General features: G+C 47.9%; 17 protein-coding genes and 1 riboswitch. Of the genes, 15 read left to right on the top strand and 2 right to left on the bottom strand.

The genetic code is table 11. The features are described 5' to 3' along the window. Positions 1-2: 2 nt before the first annotated feature. From NSS67_RS31230 to ilvA, 15 genes are all read left to right on the top strand, one after another. Complete coding sequence (locus NSS67_RS31230; RefSeq protein ID WP_339317660.1) at positions 3-437, top strand: universal stress protein; 435 nt, start codon at positions 3-5, stop codon at positions 435-437. A gap of 1008 nt (positions 438-1445) precedes the next feature. Next, a riboswitch (purine riboswitch) is annotated at positions 1446-1547 on the top strand. Positions 1548-1818: 271 nt separating this feature from the next. Next, entirely contained in the window at positions 1819-2304 is a 486-nt protein-coding gene (purE, locus tag NSS67_RS31225) for a 5-(carboxyamino)imidazole ribonucleotide mutase (protein ID WP_042184739.1), read from the top strand. Between the two features lie 29 nt (positions 2305-2333). Beyond that, positions 2334-3530, top strand: a complete 1197-nt coding sequence (gene purK, locus NSS67_RS31220) for a 5-(carboxyamino)imidazole ribonucleotide synthase (RefSeq protein WP_339320755.1) — start codon at positions 2334-2336, stop codon at positions 3528-3530. 5 nt (positions 3531-3535) lie between these two features. After that, on the top strand, positions 3536-4831 hold the full coding sequence (gene purB / locus NSS67_RS31215; protein WP_042124027.1) for an adenylosuccinate lyase: 1296 nt from the start codon (positions 3536-3538) through the stop codon (positions 4829-4831). 248 nt (positions 4832-5079) lie between these two features. Further along, positions 5080-5970, top strand: coding sequence for a phosphoribosylaminoimidazolesuccinocarboxamide synthase (locus NSS67_RS31210; protein ID WP_339317659.1), 891 nt, complete (start codon positions 5080-5082; stop codon positions 5968-5970). Between the two features lie 133 nt (positions 5971-6103). Continuing rightward, complete coding sequence (gene purS, locus NSS67_RS31205; RefSeq protein ID WP_036680912.1) at positions 6104-6349, top strand: phosphoribosylformylglycinamidine synthase subunit PurS; 246 nt, start codon at positions 6104-6106, stop codon at positions 6347-6349. A gap of 5 nt (positions 6350-6354) precedes the next feature. After that, positions 6355-7044, top strand: a complete 690-nt coding sequence (gene purQ / locus NSS67_RS31200; RefSeq protein WP_339317658.1) for a phosphoribosylformylglycinamidine synthase subunit PurQ — start codon at positions 6355-6357, stop codon at positions 7042-7044. Continuing rightward, positions 7022-9268 (top strand): phosphoribosylformylglycinamidine synthase subunit PurL, encoded by a 2247-nt coding sequence (gene purL / locus NSS67_RS31195; protein ID WP_339317657.1) that lies wholly within the window; start codon positions 7022-7024, stop codon positions 9266-9268. The genes purQ and purL overlap by 23 nt, the downstream gene beginning before the upstream one ends. After that, complete coding sequence (purF, locus tag NSS67_RS31190; protein ID WP_339317656.1) at positions 9253-10749, top strand: amidophosphoribosyltransferase; 1497 nt, start codon at positions 9253-9255, stop codon at positions 10747-10749. The genes purL and purF overlap by 16 nt, the downstream gene beginning before the upstream one ends. A 705-nt stretch (positions 10750-11454) precedes the next feature. Continuing rightward, entirely contained in the window at positions 11455-12495 is a 1041-nt protein-coding gene (gene purM / locus NSS67_RS31185; RefSeq protein ID WP_339317655.1) for a phosphoribosylformylglycinamidine cyclo-ligase, read from the top strand. Next, positions 12495-13112, top strand: coding sequence for a phosphoribosylglycinamide formyltransferase (gene purN / locus NSS67_RS31180; RefSeq protein ID WP_339317654.1), 618 nt, complete (start codon positions 12495-12497; stop codon positions 13110-13112). Before purM ends, purN begins: the two co-directional genes overlap by 1 nt. A 162-nt stretch (positions 13113-13274) precedes the next feature. Continuing rightward, entirely contained in the window at positions 13275-14822 is a 1548-nt protein-coding gene (gene purH, locus NSS67_RS31175; protein ID WP_339317653.1) for a bifunctional phosphoribosylaminoimidazolecarboxamide formyltransferase/IMP cyclohydrolase, read from the top strand. Between the two features lie 23 nt (positions 14823-14845). Further along, positions 14846-16111 (top strand): phosphoribosylamine--glycine ligase, encoded by a 1266-nt coding sequence (purD, locus tag NSS67_RS31170; RefSeq protein ID WP_339317652.1) that lies wholly within the window; start codon positions 14846-14848, stop codon positions 16109-16111. Positions 16112-16583: 472 nt separating this feature from the next. After that, entirely contained in the window at positions 16584-17882 is a 1299-nt protein-coding gene (locus tag NSS67_RS31165; protein ID WP_339317651.1) for an SEC-C metal-binding domain-containing protein, read from the top strand. 197 nt (positions 17883-18079) lie between these two features. Next, positions 18080-19342: a threonine ammonia-lyase IlvA gene (gene ilvA, locus NSS67_RS31160; protein ID WP_339317650.1), complete on the top strand. Its 1263-nt coding sequence runs from the start codon at positions 18080-18082 to the stop codon at positions 19340-19342. Between the two features lie 88 nt (positions 19343-19430). Here ilvA and NSS67_RS31155 read toward each other — a convergent pair whose 3' ends face one another. After that, entirely contained in the window at positions 19431-20372 is a 942-nt protein-coding gene (locus NSS67_RS31155) for a hypothetical protein (RefSeq protein WP_339317649.1), read from the bottom strand. Between the two features lie 47 nt (positions 20373-20419). Next, on the bottom strand, positions 20420-21082 hold the full coding sequence (locus NSS67_RS31150) for a DUF1129 family protein (protein WP_339317648.1): 663 nt from the start codon (positions 21080-21082) through the stop codon (positions 20420-20422). Between the last annotated feature and the right edge of the window lie 88 nt (positions 21083-21170).

Raw genomic sequence — 21170 nt, 5'->3', positions numbered from 1 at the left:
ACATGTTATTCTCTAAAATTTTACTCGCCTTTGATGGATCTAAGGCATCCAATCAGGCTTTGGAACGTGCAATTGAACTTGCAAAAGTTACTCCAGGATCTATCCTGCATGTCGTACACGCATTTGAATTCCCAAGATTTTATATCGGAGAAGCTCTTGCACCACTACCAGCTTCACTAAATAAAGAATATTATGATTTGGCATTGCAAACTACTGAAGAAGTGAAGGGGCGCCTTGAAGCTGAAGGCTTGAACGCTGAGGTTGAGCTTTTACAAGGATCGCCTGCTGAAGTGATTTTGAAATATGCTAAGGAACATGCGGTGGATGTTATTGTAATTGGAAGCCGCGGACTTGGCGGAATACGTGAATTTGTTCTGGGTAGCGTAAGCCATAATGTAGTACAAAGTGCTCGTATCCCAGTATTGGTTGTAAAATAATATAAAGTTAAAAGGGACGCTGATTGCGTCCCTTTTTTTACTATAATAGAATTTAAATTTCGAGACTGCGGAGAAATGTGAACCGAATTCAAGGGATGAGCCTATATTCAACTGATGGCCATGGGGAGCCCTGTTTTTAATTAAGCACAAGCCTCTTTGGGATGTATAACGGACCGAGTGGACCTTATATCCTCCGAAATGTATGTTTCAGTCGAGCTTACGGACAAATGTATGCGAAAAACCGAATACAATGTGCCTCCGGTAACGTAAACGAGCCAAATGTATGCGAAAAACCGAATACAATGTGCCACCAGTATCGTATACGAGCCAAATGTATGCGAAAAACCGAATACAATGTGCCAACGGTAACGTAAACGAGCCGATGTATGCGGAAAACCGAACACATTGTGCCGACGGTAACATAAAAGAGCCGAATGTATGCGAAAAATCGAACACATTGTGCCGACGGAACGTAAACGAGCCGAATGTATGCGAAAAATCGAACACATTGTGCCGACGGAACGTAAAAGAACCGAATGTATGCGAAAAACCGAATACAATGTGCCGCCGGAACGTAATCGAGCCAAATGTATGCGAAAAACCGAATACATTGTGCCGACGGTAACGTAAAAGAGCCAAATGTATGCGAAAAATCGAACACATTGTGCCGACGGTAACGTAAAAGAGCCAGCGCCGTTATTCGTCGAATATCACCCGGGAATGGGCTTGTTATTAGGGAGTAAGTGCAATATGGTCCGTAAGCGTAACCTCACTACGAAGGTGCATATGGATACGAGTATGGAATCTCGGATGTACTCAGCTTGTAACTCTATCTCTAAGGACGCCGTTAGGCGTTTTTCTTGTTTCTTTGAGAATCTGTACGGAAAGAAGTCTTTATCAGCCAAATAAGTGGCTATTGAGAATTCAAACTCGCCTAAAAGCGAACGTTTGGTATTTGAAATTTATCAATGTTCGTGTTTGAGTTGACATCCTATGTAGGGGGTTGTTAAACTGATGTCATGAGCAACTCGTATAAAACCGGGGATAAGGCCCGGAAGTTTCTACCCGGGAACCGTAAATTACCGGACTACGAGGAAATAGGATGATAGAATGCGGCAATGCGTTCCGGGTAACGGAGTGATGCATTGTGCCATTTTCCGCGCTTAAAGACAGCCTAGTGATAGGCAGGCATGCGGATTACTTTTTCCTAATTCCTTTACTAGTCCGATCTTCCCGCAGCAATATGCGTTTGGAACTCGGACTTTTTTTATTTTAGAAAATATGTATTTGGGGCTCGGGGCCCCCGCAAAGTACCTGAGTACGCATCGAAGCAAAACCCTACTCTGTGGGGAAATTACTAGTGGTCGGAAGGGGTCGAATCATGTCTGTGCAGGTAGCTGTCATCATGGGCAGTAAATCGGATTGGGATACGATGGAGCACGCTTGTGCGGTGCTTGAAGAGCTGGGATTATCTTACGAGAAGAAGGTAGTATCCGCGCACCGGACGCCGGACTTGATGTTCAGCTATGCGGAGGAAGCAGCGGGCCGCGGCATTCGCGTCATTATTGCGGGAGCGGGTGGAGCTGCGCATTTGCCGGGAATGGTGGCAGCAAAGACGATCCTACCTGTGATTGGAGTACCAGTGCAGTCGAAGGCGTTAAATGGCCTTGATTCGCTTCTCTCCATCGTACAGATGCCAGGAGGCATTCCAGTGGCAACGGTAGCGATTGGTAAAGCAGGAGCCATTAATGCAGGCCTGCTGGCTGCACAGATCATCGGAGCGTTCGATCCAGAAGTGCAGCAGCGCGCGCAGCTGCGGCGGGATGCGATCCGCGATGAAGTCCTTGAAAGCAGCGACAGCTTATGAGACCGGAGGAGCTGCAGGATGTTAGCGGCATAGCTTCGCCAGCCGCTGTTGAGGCGTCTGGCGCGGACACCGTCCGGACGCTACTGCCCGGCGCGACCGTCGGTGTGCTCGGCGGCGGGCAGCTCGGGCGCATGATGGCGCTGGCTGGCAGCGCCATGGGGTATCGCTTTGTGGCGCTGGACCCTGCGCCGGATGCGCCTAGCGGTCAAGTTACGCCGCAGATTACAGCGGCGTATAACGACCGGGACGCGGCGCGGGAGCTAGCCCGCCGCGCGGACGTCATCACGTACGAGTTTGAGAACGTCGACGCGGGCGTTGCCGCGCTGCTGACGGAGGAATCGTACGTGCCGCAGGGCAGCGCGCTGCTGTATACGACGCAGCATCGGCTGCGCGAAAAAGCCGCCATCGAGGCGGCGGGCGTACCCGTCGCCCCGTACCGGAAGGTGGATAGCCTTGCGGAGCTGAAAGTGGCGGCGGCTGAACTTGGACTTCCCTGTGTGCTAAAGACAACCACAGGAGGTTATGACGGCAAGGGCCAAGCCGTCATCCGGCAGGAGGAAGAGCTAGAGGAAGCCTTCCGACAAGTAGCACCCGGAGCAGTTGTGCCGGAGCTGGTGCTTGAGAAGTTTGTAGCTTTTAAGTGTGAAATATCCGTCGTTGCAGCTCGCAGTGCATCTGGAGAGGTTAAGAGCTTCCCGCCGTCGGAGAATATTCATGTGAATAATATTTTGCATCTATCCATTGTGCCTGCAAGCGTGTCAGAGGAGATTCAGCAGCGAGCATGTGAGCTGGCAGAGACATTAATCGCTGGACTTCATGCAGTTGGACTGCTGGCAGTAGAAATGTTCGTCACAGAGGACGGAGAATTGTTCGTCAATGAGCTGGCTCCAAGGCCGCATAACTCTGGACACTACACCATGGACGCTTGCGCGACTTCGCAGTTTGAGCAGCATGTCCGGGCGATCTGCAATCTGCCGCTGGGGGATACAACGCTTTTGACACCTGTAGTTATGGTAAATGTACTAGGCCAGCATTTGGACGGAGCCATTAAAGCGACCTGTACACGAGACGAAAAAGATAATAAGCTGGGAGTTGTACCTAAGCTTCATATATATGGCAAGACTGAGAGTAAGATCGGCCGCAAGATGGGCCATGTCAATCTGCTCTGCAAGGACACCGGAGACGGCTTGTCCTGGGTGGAGCAATCTAAACTTTGGAGGAACTAAAGAATATGATCGAACGTTACAGCAGACCTGAGATGCGAGCTATTTGGACAGAGGAAAATAAATTCAAAGCGTGGCTGGAAGTTGAAATTTGCGCTTGTGAAGCATGGGCTGAGCTGGGAGTAATCCCGCACGAAGACGCAGCTAAACTACGTAAGGACGCAAAATTCGACATTGCACGTATTGATGAAATAGAACAAGAAACACGCCATGACGTAATCGCCTTTACACGTGCGGTTTCCGAGAGCCTTGGCGCAGAACGCAAATGGGTACACTACGGTCTTACTTCTACTGACGTGGTAGATACGGCGCTAGGTTACTTGCTACGTCAAGCGAACGAGATTCTAGAGAAGGATATCATCAATTTTATTGAGATCCTTAAAGATAAAGCAATTGCTTACAAAGATACGCCGATGATGGGCCGTACACATGGTGTGCATGCTGAGCCAACTACCTTCGGTCTAAAAATGGCACTGTGGTACGAAGAAATGAAACGTAACCTGGAGCGTTTCCGCCATGCTGCGAATGGAGTGCAGTTCGGTAAAATCTCCGGTGCCGTTGGTACTTACGCTAACATCGATCCTTTCGTAGAAGAATTTGTTTGCCGCAAGCTCGGTACAAGCCCAGCTCCAATCTCTACACAAACATTACAGCGTGACCGTCACGCTGAATACATGGCTGCTCTTGCTTTGGTAGCGACATCGTTAGACAAATTTGCTACTGAAATTCGCGCCCTGCAAAAGAGTGAGATTCGCGAAGTGGAAGAAGCTTTTGCCAAAGGTCAAAAAGGTTCATCCGCTATGCCTCACAAACGGAACCCAATTGGCTGCGAGAACATCTCCGGTCTGTCCCGCGTCATTCGCGGACATATGGTTACAGCTTACGAAAACGTGCCACTCTGGCATGAGCGCGACATTTCGCACTCCTCTGTGGAACGTATCATCCTTCCAGATGCTACGATGCTTCTCAACTATATGCTGAACCGTTTCGGAAACATCGTGAAGAACCTGACTGTATTCCCAGAGAATATGAAACGCAACATGAACCGTACCTTCGGCGTTCCTTTCTCCGGTCGTATTTTGACTAAATTGATCGACAAAGGCCTTAGCCGTGAGCAAGCGTACGATACCGTTCAACCGCGTGCGATGCAAGCGTGGGAAGAGCAAAAACAGTTCCGCGATATCGTGGAAGCTACACCTGAGATCACAAACGTTCTTACCCCAGAAGAGATTGAAGATGCATTTAACCCTTCTTGGCACCTTAAGCATGTGGACACCATCTTCCGCAAGCTAGAGCTCATCTAAAAAAAGATAAGTTAGTGGTGAACTAAGGAGTTAGATATAAAGGAAATTGGTCGAATGCGTAATGGAGAGGAAGTTTGGAACTGTAGAAGCGTTAGCGTTCGCCTTTATGGTTGGATTTCTACCGCGAAGAGCGGTTTAAATCAGGAAATCTAACCATAACAGCGATCGGAAGTCCAAACATTCCTCAGAATTACGCCTTTGAGACCAGTTGCAGTAATCAAGATCATTAGTTCAAGGGAGGAAAGGTCATGACATTGTCGGCCGTATCCACAGCCGTGGAACTTATCAATGCGCCGCTGCTCTATAAAGGGAAGGTTCGTGAGCTGTACGATTTAGGGGAGAATGTACTGATCGTCGTCACGGATCGGATATCTGCTTTTGACTATGTGCTGGACCCAGCGGTTCCTGAAAAGGGCAATGTGCTTAACCGTCTTAGTGCGTTCTGGTTTGGAAAGACCAAAGAGCTGATGGAGAATCATGTCGTTCATATCGATGTGGATCTGCTCGGAGACATCGTTAAGGACAAGGAGGCCCTCAGAAACCGTGTTATGGTGGTACGCAAAGCGGAGCGCATCGATATCGAATGTGTAGTGCGCGGTTGCATCACTGGCGGAGGCTGGAGACAATATCAAGAAACTGGAAAAGTGAATGGTATTGAGCTTCCTAAGGGTTTGCGCAAAAACGCGCTGCTGACTCAGCCGATCTTTACCCCTGCGGCTAAAAACGATGTAGGTCATGATGAGGATATTCCTTTTGAAAAGATGCAGGAGTTAATCGGTGCTGATCTAGCGCTTGAGCTACAGGAGAAAAGCTTGAAATTGTTCTCTTTTGCCAGAGAGTATTGTGCTGAGCGGGGAATCATTCTTGCAGATTGCAAATTCGAATTCGGCTTGCTGGATGGCAAGGTGATTTTGATTGATGAGATTTTTACGCCGGATGCTTCACGCTTCTGGGCTAAGGACAAATATGCTCTTGATATCGAAATTGATAGCATGGATAAAGAGCCTGTTCGTACGTATCTATCTGCATCCTCCTGGGATAAAAATAGCAAACCTGACCCGCTTCCACTAGAAGTAGTTGAAGAAACTACACGCCGTTATCTGGACATTTATCATCGTCTTACTGGCAAGTCTTTATAGTTCAACATAGTGCGTTTACTCATGGGAATAAATTAAAGTATATGTTTTTGAAGCTAGATTTACTTTTAGTAGAGTTGCAGTTTCAGTTTCAGAAAATATATACACATAAAAATTTAGGAGGAACTACAAGCATATGTTAAAAGCGACGGTATATGTCACCATTAAGAAAAGCGTTCTCGATCCACAAGGGGTAGCAGTTCAAGGAGCACTTCACTCGGTAGGATTCCAAGAAGTTGAAAGCTTGCGTATTGGGAAATATATGGAGCTGACTTTAGACACGGATAACCGTGCTGAAGCGGAAGTGCGTCTCAAGGAAATGTGCGAAAAGCTACTTGCCAACACGGTGATCGAGGATTACCGCTACGAATTGGAGGACTAAACGACATGAAATTTGCTGTACTTGTCTTCCCAGGTTCCAACTGTGATATTGATTGCTACAAGGCGGTAGAGGACACTCTCGGCGAACCAGTCGATTACGTATGGCATACAGCGACAGATTTGTCGGCGTATGATTGTATTTTGGTTCCAGGCGGATTCTCATATGGTGATTACCTGCGCTGCGGTGCGATTTCAAGATTTGCTCCTGTTATGGCTGAAGTAGCTAAAGCGGCAGAGCAAGGTAAATTCGTGCTAGGCATTTGCAACGGGTTCCAAATTCTTACTGAAGCTGGTTTGTTGCCAGGTGCGCTGCGTCGTAACATGTCAATGAAGTTCCGCTGTCATGATACGGTGCTTAAGGTTGTTAATAATGAAACCCCATTTACTATTGACTATGCTAAGGATGAAGAGATCATTATCCCAATTGCTCACGGTGAAGGTAACTACTACTGTGATGAAGAGACATTGGCAGAACTGCAAGCTAACAATCAGATTATATTCACGTATAGCGATAATCCTAACGGATCTGTAGCTGATATTGCGGGTGTTAGTAACGTACAAGGTAATGTTGTCGGCATGATGCCTCACCCTGAGCGTGCAGCTAACAGCTTGTTCGGATCAGAAGATGGCAAACGGATGTTCACATCTATACTGAAGACTTGGAGGGATCGTCATGACGCAGCAAGTATCCGTTAAGGAACCGACCGCAGAACAGATCGCAGAGCAGAAAATTTACAGCCAATTCGGTGTGTCGGACAGCGAATATGAGCTCATCAAGTCTTTTATGGGACGCTTGCCCAATTATACTGAAATCGGCGTATTCAGCGTAATGTGGTCCGAGCACTGTGCGTACAAGAACTCTAAGCCATTGTTGAAACGTTTCCCAGTTACTGGACCACGTGTCCTGATGGGACCCGGCGAGGGTGCAGGGATTGTTGATATCGGAGATAATCAAGCGGTTGTATTCAAAATCGAAAGTCATAACCACCCGTCAGCTGTAGAACCTTTCCAAGGTGCGGCAACAGGTGTGGGCGGTATTATTCGTGATATTTTCTCCATGGGCTCTAGACCCATCGCACTGCTGAACTCCTTGCGTTTTGGCAAGCTGGAAAGTGATCGCGTTAAATATTTGTTCGAGCATGTAGTGTCTGGTATTGCAGGTTATGGTAACTGTATCGGGATTCCAACCGTGGGCGGAGAAATCATGTTTGATGATAGCTATGACGGCAACCCGCTTGTTAACGCAATGTGTGTGGGCCTTATCGATCATGACAAAATCCAACGCGGTGTAGCTAAAGGTGTAGGTAATCCAGTTTTCTACGTAGGTCCTCCTACAGGACGTGATGGAATTCATGGGGCTACTTTTGCATCTGTTGAACTTAGTGAGGAATCAGAAGCTAAACGTACAGCTGTACAGGTCGGCGATCCATTTATGGAAAAGCTCGTAATGGAATCTTGTTTAGAGTTGATCGACAGCGGCATCGTTGTTGGGATTCAGGATATGGGCGCTGCTGGTCTTACTTGCTCTAGTGCGGAAATGGCCAGTAAAGCAGGCAATGGTCTGGAGCTGTATCTTGATCAGGTGCCACAACGGGAAGAGGGCATGACCCCTTACGAAATGATGCTTTCGGAATCGCAAGAACGGATGTTGTTCGTAGTAGAACCGAAGGATGAAGCTCAGGCGCAAGAGATTTTTGATCGCTGGGGTGTAATCTGCTGTAAGGTCGGTAAAGTTACGGATGACGGTCGCTTGAAGCTGTATCATCACGGTGAGGTTGTTGGTGACATGCCAGTAACAGCGCTCGTGGATGAGTGCCCAGTATATAACAAGCCTTCTGAGGTTCCAGCTTACTATATTGCGAATGAAAAGGTAGATACCCTTCGTTACGAGGAAGTTACGGATTTGGGCGGCGCACTACGTACTGTGCTTGGATCACCAACCGTAGCAAGTAAAGCATGGGTATACAATCAATACGATTACATGGTACGGACTAGCACAGCTGTACGTCCTGGATCTGACGCGGCTGTAGTTACTATTCATGGTACTCGTAAAGCACTTGCGATGACTACAGACTGTAATGGTCGTTATGTTCATCTTGATCCTGAAGTGGGTGGACGTATTGCAGTCAGCGAGGCTGCACGTAACATCGTTTGTTCCGGTGCTGAACCGTTGGCGATTACCGATAACCTAAACTTCGGAAACCCTGAGAAGCCTGATGTATTCTGGCAAATGGAGCGCGCGGTTGATGGTATGGCCGAAGCTTGTCGTGTGCTGGATACTCCGGTTATCGGCGGGAATGTCAGTCTATATAACGAAAATACTACGGGATCCATCTACCCAACGCCGGTTGTCGGCATGGTTGGTTTAGTAACGGATACGGATCATATTACGACTCAAGGCTTCAAGCAAGAAGGAGATTCTATTCTTCTGCTAGGAGTGACTAAGGCTGAGCTTGGCGGTAGTGAATTCCAATACGCCGTTCATGGTGTAACCGAAGGTCGTCCTCCAGCTTTGGATTTGGCTACTGAGAAAAAACTACTGAGCGCAGTGCTTACCTCGATTCGCGGCGGTCTAGTGCGTTCGGCACATGACTTGTCCGAAGGTGGTCTTGCCGTAGCACTTGCAGAGAGCTGTATCAGCGGTGGCGTTGGTGCGAACGTTGAGCTTTCGGCGGGTGGACTTAGATCTGATGTCGCGTTGTTCAGTGAGAGCCAATCACGTATCGTGCTGACAGCTGCACCTGATCGTACGGAAGAGCTGAAAGCAGCGATTGCTGCTAGCGGGGTTCCAGTAGAAATTATCGGAACTGTAGGTGGAGACAGACTACGCGTAAATCTGGACGGCAAGTCCGCACTAGATGAAGCAGTAGCAGAATTGAAGCACGTTTGGGAGGATGCTATTCCATGTCTTATGAAATAAAGACCGGGAAAGAGCAGGAGACCCCTATCCTGTGGACTGGTGACTTTTACAATGAAGGAACGGGCTCGGGAGATATTTTTGACACATTAAAAGAAGAATGCGGCGTTTTCGGGGTCTTCGGACACCCGGAAGCGGCGTCCATGTCTTATTACGGCTTGCACGCCTTACAACACCGCGGGGAAGAAAGTGCGGGCATCTGCGTAGCAGACGGCCGTGATTTCAACTATCACCGTGGAATGGGGTTAGTAAAAGAAGTATTCGACAAGGACAAAATTGCCTCACTAGTAGGAGACATGTCCATTGGGCATGTGCGTTATTCCACTAGCGGTGATAGCCGTTTAACCAACGCACAGCCACTGATATTTAAATATCGTGACGGAGATTTAGCGATTGCTACGAACGGTAACATTGTTAACGAACCGTTGATTCGAAAACAGCTGGAGCAAAGTGGATCGATCTTCCAAACTACGAGTGATACAGAAGTGCTGGCGCATCTGATTGCGCGTTCGCCAAAGGATTTTGTTGAAGCGGCTAAGGATGCGCTAAAACAACTGGTTGGCGGGTTTGCTTTTCTGCTCATGACGAATGACAAATTAATTGTCGCTTCGGATTCCCATGGTTTGCGTCCGCTTGTAATGGGACGGATCGGCGATGCCTATATTTTTGCTTCTGAATCTTGCGCCTTAGAAGTAATCGGAGCTCGGCTGGTTCGCGATATCGAACCTGGCGAACTGCTCGTGCTCGATAAAAATGGCCTCTTAGAAGATCGTTTTACCGAGCCCAAACGTAAAGCGCTGTGCGCGATGGAGTATATTTACTTCTCTCGCCCAGACAGTGATATGAATGGTGCTAACCTACACACCGCGCGTAAGCGGATGGGTAGCCGAATGGCATTAGAAGCTTTCGTAGATGCTGACCTCGTAACTGGTGTACCGGATTCAAGTATCTCGGCAGCGATTGGATTTGCGGAGCAGACGGGCATTCCTTATGAGCTTGGGCTCATTAAGAACAAGTACACAGGCCGGACCTTCATCCAGCCGAGCCAAGAACTGCGTGAGCAAGGTGTGAAAATGAAGCTAAGCGCCGTGCGAAGTGTGGTGGATGGCAAACGTGTTGTCATGATCGATGATTCCATCGTGCGTGGTACGACTTCACGCCGAATCGTCAATCTGCTTCGCGAAGCGGGAGCCGTTGAAGTGCATGTGCGGATTACATCGCCGCCCTTCAAGAATCCTTGCTTCTACGGCATTGATACCCCAGACCGCCGCGATCTCATCGCGTCCTACAAGACCATTGCGGAAATGTGCGAAGAGATCAATGCCGATTCCTTGGCATTCTTGTCACCGGAGGGCTTAATCTCTTCCATCGGTGGTCACAACAAAGATGATTACAAAGGCGGGTTGTGCCTTTCCTGCTTCGATAACGATTACCCTACTCAGGTTGATTTTGGCGGGGCTGAAAAAGATGGGTGCAGCTGTTAGAACGGAACATCCCCCTAAGTCCCCCTTGCAAAGGGCGATTCCGAAGGGCTCTGCCCTCCGGCCACCCGAAAGCTCGGCGGTAGGAGTTTGGTTATAACTTGCTAAGAGAACTTGGGTGCGAGTGCTCGCTTTGTCCCTGTGTGCTTCGCACGGACGGGACACGCTTTACGGCGCTCCGCCCCCCGGCTGCTTACCGCCGCCGGGAATGGCTCACCAAGCTCCCCTCTGTTTGCTCCGCAAATACGAGGGCTGCTTGTTTCGCTAAGGTAGCGCTCGGCTGCGCCCTAAGCGCCAAGAGCAAGCTCGCCGAGCTCGTCCCTGTTTGCTGCGCAAATGCGGGACCCGCTTGTTTCGCTAAAGAGGTGCATGGCGTAGCTCATGCACCGAGGTCTTGAGGTCCGTGTGCAAGGCGCACACTGCGGCTTGCAGTAGGAGTGAGCCCAGTGGTTAGAAGGAGTTATGGAGAGGAAGTTTGGAACTGTAGAAGCGTAGCGTTCGCCCGAAAGCTTTCCGTAGGAAAGCTCACTTCGTAAGCATACGCTTATGTTTGGATTTCTACCGCGAAAAGCGGTTTAAATCAGGAAATCCAAACATAACAGCGATCGGAAGTCCAAACATTCCTTGGAATAGCTCCCCTATAACCACCAACTCCCCCGAATGCGCCCGCAAAAGCGCTCTAAACTATTATAGATTGAGGTGTCCCAAGTGTCGGAAGCTTATAAAAACGCCGGAGTGGATATTGCGGCTGGTAACGAAGCGGTAGAACGCATGAAAAAGCACGTTAAACGTACTTACCGTCCAGAAGTAATGACGGATCTTGGTGGGTTCGGAGCGCTGTTTGGCCTCAATAAAGATAAATATGAAGAGCCAGTGCTCGTATCGGGAACCGATGGTGTAGGCACGAAGCTCAAAATCGCATTCGCGGCGGATCGCCATGACACGATTGGGATCGACGCTGTAGCTATGTGTGTGAACGACATTGTAGTGCAAGGCGCGGAGCCACTCTTTTTCCTCGACTATCTGGCTTGCGACAAAGTCGTGCCGGAGAAAATCGAAGCAATCGTAGCGGGAATCGCAGAAGGCTGTCACCAAGCAGGCTGTGCGCTCATCGGCGGCGAAACAGCTGAGATGCCGGGTATGTATTCGGAGGGTGAATATGATATCGCTGGATTCACAGTTGGCGTAGCTGATAAAGCGAAGCTGGTAACCGGCGCTAACATCGCAGCGGGAGACGCAGTGATTGGTCTCGCTTCTAGTGGTGTGCACAGCAACGGCTTCTCGCTGGTGCGTAAGCTTTTGCTGGAGCAAGATGGCTACGGTCTGAATGATGTGCTTCCAGAGCTTGGAGCTCCGCTTGTGGATGTACTTCTTGCACCAACAAAGATCTATGTAAAGCCTTTGCTGGCGCTGCTGGAGCAGCTTCCGGTAAAAGGAATGGCACACATTACAGGTGGCGGATTCATCGAGAATATCCCGCGCGTATTGCCTGACGGTGTAGATGTGGAGATTAATTACGGATCGTGGCCGATTTTGCCGATCTTCGGATTGATGCAGAACAAAGGAAACGTAAGCAACCGTGATATGTTTACTACTTTTAATATGGGAATCGGACTTGTTCTGGTAGTTAGTGCTGCTGATGGAGAACGTGCCCTTGAACTGCTCGAAGCTAGTGGGGAAGAGGCGTATATCATTGGTAAAGTGACAGAAGGGGAACGCAAAGTAACCTTTACTGGAGCTGAAGTGTGATGCAATTGAGTCGAATCGCTGTTTTTGCTTCCGGGCAAGGCAGTAATTTTGCTGCACTGATCGATGCACAGAGAGCGGGCTTGCTTGGTGATGGTAATATTGAGTTGCTAGTATCTGACAAGCCAGAGGCACCTGTAGCTAAGCGAGCGGAGGATGCGGGCATTCCCGCCCTCTTGCTGCGGCCAAAAGACTTCCCCAGCCGTGAAGACTATGAAGCAGAGATTGTGGCAGAGCTTCAACGACGGGAAATTGGACTGATTGTGCTGGCAGGTTACATGCGCCTCATTACACCTGTTCTACTGACGCCATATGCTGGACGAATTATTAACATTCACCCCTCGTTACTGCCAGCTTTTGCGGGAAAAGATGCGATCCAGCAAGCGCTGGATTATGGCGTGAAGCTAACGGGCGTTACTGTACATTTTGTCGATGGAGGCATGGATACCGGTCCAGTTATTGCTCAGCGCAGCGTAGTTGTGCTGGATAACGACACGGCGGATTCATTGGCGGAACGCATTCATAAGGTTGAATATGAGCTCTATCCCGAAGTGGTTGGCGCTTTTGCCAGCGGGAAAGTGGAACTGAGTGGAAGAAAGACGATTATCCGCGAAAAGTAAGTCGCACCGCAGCAATTCCGAGTTTTAGATCGACATTTGGTGAGACGGTACGAACTGTTTCCGATATTTCTCGGGAAATATTGCATTAGCGGCGTTATGTGTCGCGTTGTAGGTTTTCTTCATATTAAATCGCACGTACAACCCGAAGGAGGACTATTCAAAGTGAGTATCAAAAGAGCGTTAGTCAGCGTATCGGATAAACAAGGCATCGTGGATTTTTGCCGCGAGTTGTCTGCATTAGGCGTAGAAATTATCTCCACAGGTGGAACAAGCACGCTTTTGGCTAAAGAAGGTGTTCCAGTCATCGGTATTTCCGATGTGACAGGATTCCCAGAAATCATGGACGGACGTGTCAAAACCTTGCACCCTGCTGTACACAGCGGATTGCTTGCGGTTCGTGATAACGAGGAACACACGCGTCAAATGAAAGAGCTTGGGCTGGACTATATCGATCTGGTCGTTGTGAATTTGTATCCGTTCGCGGAAACTATCGCAAAACCTGACGTATCCTACGAGGAAGCGATCGAGAATATCGATATTGGCGGACCGACGATGCTGCGTTCTGCGGCCAAGAACCATGCTTTTGTGAGCGTAGTGGTAGATGCTAGTGACTATGCTTCTGTACTTGAAGAGGTTCGCGCAGGTGGAGATACAACGCTTGAAACACGCAAACGTCTTGCGGCAAAAGTGTTCCGTCATACGGCGGCTTACGATGCCTTGATTTCCGATTATTTGGCTAACGTTACTGGCGAGCCTCTTCCAGAGCGCTACACCGTGACTTATGAGAAAATTCAGGATCTGCGCTATGGCGAGAATCCGCATCAAAAAGCGGCTTTCTATCGCAAGCCATTGGCGGCACTAGATACACTCACTGCGGCTGAGCAATTGCATGGCAAAGAGTTGTCTTATAACAATATCAATGATGCTAACGCAGCACTGCAAATCGTGAAGGAATTCGAAGAGCCTGCTGTCGTAGCGGTTAAACATATGAACCCTTGTGGTGTAGGCGTAGGTGAAAGTGTATACGAAGCTTATCAAAAAGCTTACAACGCAGACCCAACCTCTATCTTTGGGGGAATTGTAGCAGCTAACCGCATTATCGATGAGGATACTTCTAATCTGCTGAAAGATATTTTCCTCGAGATCGTATTAGCACCAGGCTTTACGAATGAAGCGTTGGAAATCCTTACGAAGAAAAAGAATCTTCGTTTGCTCAAAATCGGCAATCTTAGCGCGGCTAGTGCACGTAAGAGCAGCTTTGTAGTGACCTCCATTGATGGAGGTATGGTTGTACAGGAGAGCGATGTGCATTCTGTAAATCCAGATGAGCTACAAGTCGTTACTGACCGTAAACCAACGGAAGAAGAATTGAAACAGCTGTTGTTCGGATGGAAAGTAGTTAAGCATGTGAAATCTAATGCGATTGTGCTGGCTGCTGATGATATGACCGTCGGCGTTGGTGCTGGACAGATGAACCGTGTGGGTGCAGCTAAAATTGCAATCGAACAAGCTGGTGAAAAATCAAAAGGAGCCATACTCGCTTCTGACGCGTTCTTCCCAATGGGAGATACGCTTGAAATGGCAGCAAAAGCTGGCATCACTGCTGTGATTCAGCCAGGTGGCTCCATTAAAGACGAAGAATCGATTAAGGTCGCTAATGAGTATGGTATTGCTATGGTCTTCACAGGCGTCCGTCACTTCAAACACTAGAACACTGGGAGGATCTTATTCGGATGGATATTTTAGTGGTTGGCGGCGGCGGCCGGGAGCATGCGATTATTTGGAGTCTATCCCAAAGCCCAAAGGCAGGTAAAATCTATTGTGCACCCGGCAACGCCGGGATTGCGCAGTTAGCTGAATGTGTACCGATCGGAGTATTCGAGTTCGATCGCCTGACGGCTTTTGCGAAAGAGAAGGAAGTAGGTCTTGTTGTGATCGGGCCAGATGATCCGCTCGCAGCTGGGATCGTGGATGCTTTTGAAGCGCAGGATATTCCTGTGTTTGGCCCACGAAAGAATGCGGCGGAAATCGAAGGCAGCAAAACCTTTATGAAGGATCTACTGCACAAATATAATATTCCGACAGCAGCCTATGAGAAGTTCGATGACTATGAAACTGCACTAGCTTACTTGCGGGAACAGCCGTTGCCGATCGTCATCAAGGCAGATGGTCTGGCCGCAGGAAAAGGCGTGACGGTTGCTTATTCTCGGGAAGAAGCAGAGCAAGCGCTCGCTGATATTATGGTCACTAAGGTATTCGGTGAGGCAGGCGCTCAGGTTGTTATTGAGGAATTTCTAGCTGGACAGGAAATGTCGATTCTGGCTTTTGTCGATGGAGAGACCGTACGACCTATGGCTGCTGCGCAGGATCATAAGCCTGTGTTCGATGGGGATAAAGGTCCTAATACCGGTGGAATGGGCACCTATTCGCCTTTACCGCATATTGATGAAGCCATTATCCAAGAAGCGATTGAGACTATCATTAAGCCGACAGCAAAAGCCATGGTGGATGAAGGTCGTTCATTCAGCGGTGTACTGTTCGCGGGACTGATGATTTCTCCAGATGGGAAACCGAAGACCATTGAATTTAATGCTCGTTTCGGTGATCCTGAGACACAGGTCGTGTTGCCTAGACTCAAGAGTGACTTGCTAGAAATCTTCCTGGCCGTCACCGAGGGTAGACTAGCGGATATCGACATTGAATGGAGCGACGAAGCAGCTGTATGCGTGGTTCTCGCTTCAGGTGGATATCCAGGCCCGTATCCAAAGGGTGTGTCGATTGAAGGGCTTGAAGACAGCCAGGGAGGGCTGATCTTCCATGCCGGTACGGCACGTGGCGAAGACGGAAGCTGGCTAACGAATGGCGGACGGGTACTAGGCGTGGTAGGCCTAGGTGCAACGATTGCTGAAGCGCGTTCTGCAGCTTACGCTACGGCTGAAGGAATTTCTTTTTCTGGAAAACAGAGCCGCAGCGACATCGCTATGAAAGCTCTGGTATAAGAGGTTGTTCAAAAAGTCCGCTTTTGATCACGAAGTATCTCGGGGAAGCTAACTCGACATCGAATATTGAATTCAGGCGAAACTTCCGGTGCTCACGTAGCAACCCACTACGCTCCGCTCCTCAGTTTCTACCTTCATCCAATCTTCTCGGTGCTGAAAACCGTACTTTTTGAACTCGCACTATAAGGAAAAAGAACTGTATCTAGCATTTTTTGCGCTTAAAGTCCTAAAAAAGGACTGACAAGTGATAGAAGAAGTGCTATAATACTACACGTACGGGGGAAAATGTGCGGATATATACAGATAAGGGTCTTTCCGATCATGGGAAGGCCCTTTTAAATCGGAGTCCTTCAGACTTTGTGAAGTAACCTTATAAAGGATGCCTCGTGCCTGGAAATGATGATACTTATAGTGCATACTAGCGATACGCTTATGGCGAATGGCTACTCACAGATTTAAGGAGGAATTCGTTTTGAGTAAGATTGGAAGAAATGACTTGTGTCCTTGCGGAAGCGGGAAAAAATATAAGAAATGCTGTCTTGGTAAAGAGACTTCTGCAGTAGAATCGATCATGCGACTTGTAACAAAAGAAGAAGCGGCAGCAGCTAGTGAGACTGTGGCTGAGAAACGGGAACCCGTAGCACAACCTGAAGTGAAGCTTACTCTTGCTACGCTCAGAAAAAAAGTGTCACGTGAATTGAAATGGGAGCATCCAGCACATGAACAACTGGCACTGCACCTTATTGAGAGCATGAGAGAAAGCTATGATAGAGAGCTTATTTGGGAAGCTCTAGTGCTGTGGAATGGTTATTCCCGTAAGACTAAGCCTGCTGTGAAGAAAATGGGCTCTTTCTGCGCGGCGATTGAATTTATTTTGTCTGAAGAATATGGCTTCTCACTAACACAAGCGGATCTTGCCACCAAACATGAGGTTACTGCGCCTACTGTCTCTAGAAAAGTTAAAGAGATGCTTAACTATATTGAGGAATATGGCATGGGTGGTGCGGAGGAAGAATTACTTCTGTTGAATGTCTCAGGGACTCCAAAGGATCAGGAGCGCGCACTATTACAAAAGGCGTTCGAAACCAATTCCTCCAAACGTCGGATTCAGTTAGCTGAAGCCGCGCTAGAGGTTTATCCGGACAGCCCGGATGCATATCTCATTTTAGCGGAGGAAGCAGAGAACGAAAAAGAAGCCCGTGCTTTTCTGAAAGCAGGGATGGATGCAGGTGAACGCGAGCTTGGAGAAGCCTTTTTCGCTAAGAACAAAGGATATTTCTGGGGCCTCCACGAGACGCGTCCATACATTCGTATCTGTAAAAGCTACGCTGACTCTTGCTGGTTCGGCGGAAATGCGGAAGAAGCCGCAAAGACGCTCGAGCATATTTTAACGCTTAACCCAGACGATAACACAGGTGCACGTTACCTTCTGACCGCGGCATACCTCTACAGCAATAAGCTGGCTGAGACAGAACAAGTGCTGGCGAAATTTGGGGATGATGCTGCTGCAACGGTAGCTTACGACCGTATGGTCTTAGAATATAAGAAGAACGGGGTTACTTCCCAACTGAAAATGCTCTATCGCGTAGCTCGGAATGTGAACAAGCATGTGCCGGATTATTTGTTAGGGATCAAAAGATTGCCGCATAACCTACCTGATTTTGTAGGGATGGGCGACGCTAACGAAGCGATCGAATATGTGATTGTGCACTCGCGCTTGTGGACAAGCCTACCTGATCTGCTGAAGTGGATGCTGAAGCAACAGGATTAGTAGCTTTCAAATCTTGAACATACATGAACTTAAAGAGACTATGGGAGATTCCTATGGTCTCTTTTTTGAAATACAATACAGTATAAGTTTTGTATTTATACTGTATTGCATACAGCGGACAATGCTTGAAAAAATGTCTTTGGAAGAGTATGTTACAAGAAGTAGAATTGAATTAATGATAGTGAGGCGAGAAGGTTATGAGAGAAGAGGAAGATCGCATCGTAGGAATGGAAGATATCGTGCGGGCTCATCACGTACTGCGGGAGGTCATTATCCGGACTCCACTACAGCGTGACGCCGTACTGTCTGCCAAGTATGATTGCAATGTATATTTGAAGCGCGAGGATTTGCAGATTGTCCGTTCTTTCAAAATCCGCGGAGCCTATAATATGATTCGTAGTCTATCTGCAGAAGATAGAGCTAAGGGAATTGTCTGCGCAAGTGCAGGAAATCATGCACAAGGTGTAGCCTACTCCTGTAAGGCGCTTGGAATTAAGGGAAAGGTCTATATGCCTAGCACTACACCTAACCAGAAGGTTAAACAAGTTCGGCGGTTTGGCGGTGAGTTTGTTGAGGTCATTCTGAAGGGCGATACCTTCGATGATGCTTATGATGAAGCGTTACAAGCATGTATAGACTATGGTATGACGTTGATCCACCCATTCGATGAGCCAAGAATTATTGCAGGCAACGGAACGATTGCGATGGAAGTAATGGAGAGTCTGGATGCTCCTGCAGACTTCATGTTCGTAACGATTGGTGGTGGCGGTCTAGCGGCGGGAATAGCTACATATGTGAAGACGGTTAGCCCATCCACTAAGTTAATCGGGGTGGAACCGCTGGGAGCGGCTTCAATGACTGAAGCAATCAAGCTTGGAGAAGTAGTAACCCTAAAAGAAATTAACAAGTTCGTGGACGGAGCGGCTGTAAAGCGCGTCGGCGGACTGACTTATGATATTTGTTCCCGGCATCTGGATGACATCGTGATGGTGCCTGAAGGCAAGGCGTGTACAACGATCCTAGAACTCTATAACGAGAATGCAATAGTGGTTGAGCCGGCAGGTTCACTAACGGTTGCTGCGCTTGATATGTATCGCGATCAAATCCGTGGCAAGACAGTCGTCTGTATCATCAGTGGTGGTAACAATGATATTGACCGTATGCAAGAGATCAAAGAGCGTTCACTGATCTACGAAGGCTTAAAGCACTATTTCATGGTGAACTTCCCACAACGGGCAGGTGCACTGCGTGAGTTCTTGGACGAAATCCTCGGTCCAGAGGATGATATTACCCGTTTCGAGTACATCAAGAAGCATGATAAAGAGAATGGTCCGGCACTTGTAGGCATAGAGCTATTATCCATTGAAGCTTATGAACCACTAATCGAACGGATGCAGCAGAAGGGCGTCGATTATGTAGAGATCAATAAGGATTCCAATCTCTTTAACATCCTTATTTAATTTTCTTTCATCACTTTAATTATTTCGTTAATGAACATAGAAAGGCCCGTCCCAGAATGAATGGGGCGGGCTTTTTGTAATATTTATATTAGAGAGGTAATTCAGTCTTACGGTATTGTTCGACTTCATCGGTTAATTTATAATCTTTGTCCTTCATCAATTTCATGAAGCCATCTAGTTTTTTTAGAAAAGGGCTACTGTCGTTATTCTTGCTCAGAATGCTGGAATAGGCTTTCTGCGCCTCTAGATCCATTTCAAGATTGTCATAGTGGAAGAGGGGCGTGTTGTTCTGACCATAGAACGTATTGTTAACATACATAGAATATAAGGATTTCACGGCTGAAATTCGGTTAGATTTCGGATGATTTTGAATAAATTGCTCTTGAGATAGTGCACGTGCAGCTACATCGGTCCAACCAATGACTAGCCCATTGTCCTTAGAGGAGGGCAGATCAGACTCCGTGGCCATAATAGATATATAAGCACTGATATCATTCGTGACATATAGCTTATATTTGCGGTAAGCCTCATAATCGATCACCGGGAAAAAAGTGCCCTCCGCAGTCTCCAGTTTATATCCACTTTCGCTAGCACTCTTCAGGAGTGTGCGCAGAGTGAGATCTTCTGTAGACTCAGCAAGGGTCTTCATACTAGCGCCAGCTTTATATATGTCGGTGAGCTTCCGCTGGACATTGCTGGTACTGAATTTGCTCTCCCACATCGGAAGCGCCGCCTTGTGCAGATTTTCTAGCTTCAGTGTCATTATCGTTGCACGATACGAACCTACCGCATACATATTGGCGTTCAAATATTTAATAGCTTCCGGTAACTTGCTAGAGGAAGACAACAACGGCAATGCAGCTTTATAGACAGCCTCCGCATGATTATTGTTAGCTGCAAGGGGACTTGCCTTAGCGCCTCCCACAGGAGGGTTGATAGCGCCTTCAGCGTGAATCGTTCCTATAGGTACAACGCCTAGTCCCAATGTTATTGCTAGAACAGAATAGAGAATGAATTGCTTCTTATTCATGATAGTTCCCCCTGTCTATCGGATGGAATACGGGTGGAGCATAGTATTTATTTTTTGAAAAATATAAACTTCAGTCCAATTGCCCCAATCAGGAAAACAATTAAGCTTACCCACGGGGATATCGTAATGATCGGAAATAATCGGTCGAGGTACAAGCCAATGAATACGGCAACAACGGCGATCCCGATATAGACACCAAGTCCCTTGATATCAAAGGGTTTGGCTTTAGGCGCATCGCTCTCAGACAAGGAAGTCAACCATTTCATAATGAGCTCGATTAGGATAATGGAACCTGCCCCCACAGCGAAAAGTGTGAAGAGACTGATCTGTTCGAACATTCCGGGGGATCCGGTAGTCCATTGCAAGAAGAGTCCACCTATAGCTAATACCCCGAAAAGACAGGTTAGAGCCGCGGAGGGAATCATCAAGTAATAGTTCCATTTACTGCGCGCCGGACGTGCGGGAATACTGTCTATGAGTTCTTTAAAATAATCATCCGGATTCTCGCCAAACACTTGCTTAGCATTTTTTCCTTTACGTTGTTCTTTCAGGAGCAGCTTGGCTGCATCCAGCAAAAGCTCTTCAGTGCGGAGAGCTTCTACCCGACTGGCCCGCATCGTTAAGATCATATCTTCAAAATACGATCGATTGAAAGGCGTCATCTGCTCGCGCAGGGCGTTATTTTCCTTAATCATATCTTTCACTTTCATAATATGGATGTAAACCTCCAGTAGTGTTAATCGGTATAGTCTTTAACCTAGAGTATACGTTTGCCTGACAGGTCTGCGCAAGGACAAG

It is taken from the genome of Paenibacillus sp. FSL R10-2734, assembly GCF_037963865.1.
GTDB lineage: Bacteria > Bacillota > Bacilli > Paenibacillales > Paenibacillaceae > Paenibacillus_AQ.
Note: the sequence above shows the minus strand (reverse complement) of the source record. Positions and strands in the feature narration are given on the sequence as shown.

Coding starts and splice junctions, on each gene's coding strand:
- purB (WP_042124027.1), top strand. CDS start 3,536: ATGATCGAACGTTACAGCAGACCTGAGATGCGAGCTATTTGGACAGAG.
- ilvA (WP_339317650.1), top strand. CDS start 18,080: ATGAGAGAAGAGGAAGATCGCATCGTAGGAATGGAAGATATCGTGCGG.
- purD (WP_339317652.1), top strand. CDS start 14,846: ATGGATATTTTAGTGGTTGGCGGCGGCGGCCGGGAGCATGCGATTATT.
- purF (WP_339317656.1), top strand. CDS start 9,253: ATGTCTTATGAAATAAAGACCGGGAAAGAGCAGGAGACCCCTATCCTG.
- NSS67_RS31150 (WP_339317648.1), bottom strand. CDS start 21,082: ATGAAAGTGAAAGATATGATTAAGGAAAATAACGCCCTGCGCGAGCAG.
- purE (WP_042184739.1), top strand. CDS start 1,819: ATGTCTGTGCAGGTAGCTGTCATCATGGGCAGTAAATCGGATTGGGAT.
- NSS67_RS31155 (WP_339317649.1), bottom strand. CDS start 20,372: ATGAATAAGAAGCAATTCATTCTCTATTCTGTTCTAGCAATAACATTG.
- NSS67_RS31230 (WP_339317660.1), top strand. CDS start 3: ATGTTATTCTCTAAAATTTTACTCGCCTTTGATGGATCTAAGGCATCC.
- NSS67_RS31210 (WP_339317659.1), top strand. CDS start 5,080: ATGACATTGTCGGCCGTATCCACAGCCGTGGAACTTATCAATGCGCCG.
- purS (WP_036680912.1), top strand. CDS start 6,104: ATGTTAAAAGCGACGGTATATGTCACCATTAAGAAAAGCGTTCTCGAT.
- purN (WP_339317654.1), top strand. CDS start 12,495: ATGCAATTGAGTCGAATCGCTGTTTTTGCTTCCGGGCAAGGCAGTAAT.
- purL (WP_339317657.1), top strand. CDS start 7,022: ATGACGCAGCAAGTATCCGTTAAGGAACCGACCGCAGAACAGATCGCA.
- purQ (WP_339317658.1), top strand. CDS start 6,355: ATGAAATTTGCTGTACTTGTCTTCCCAGGTTCCAACTGTGATATTGAT.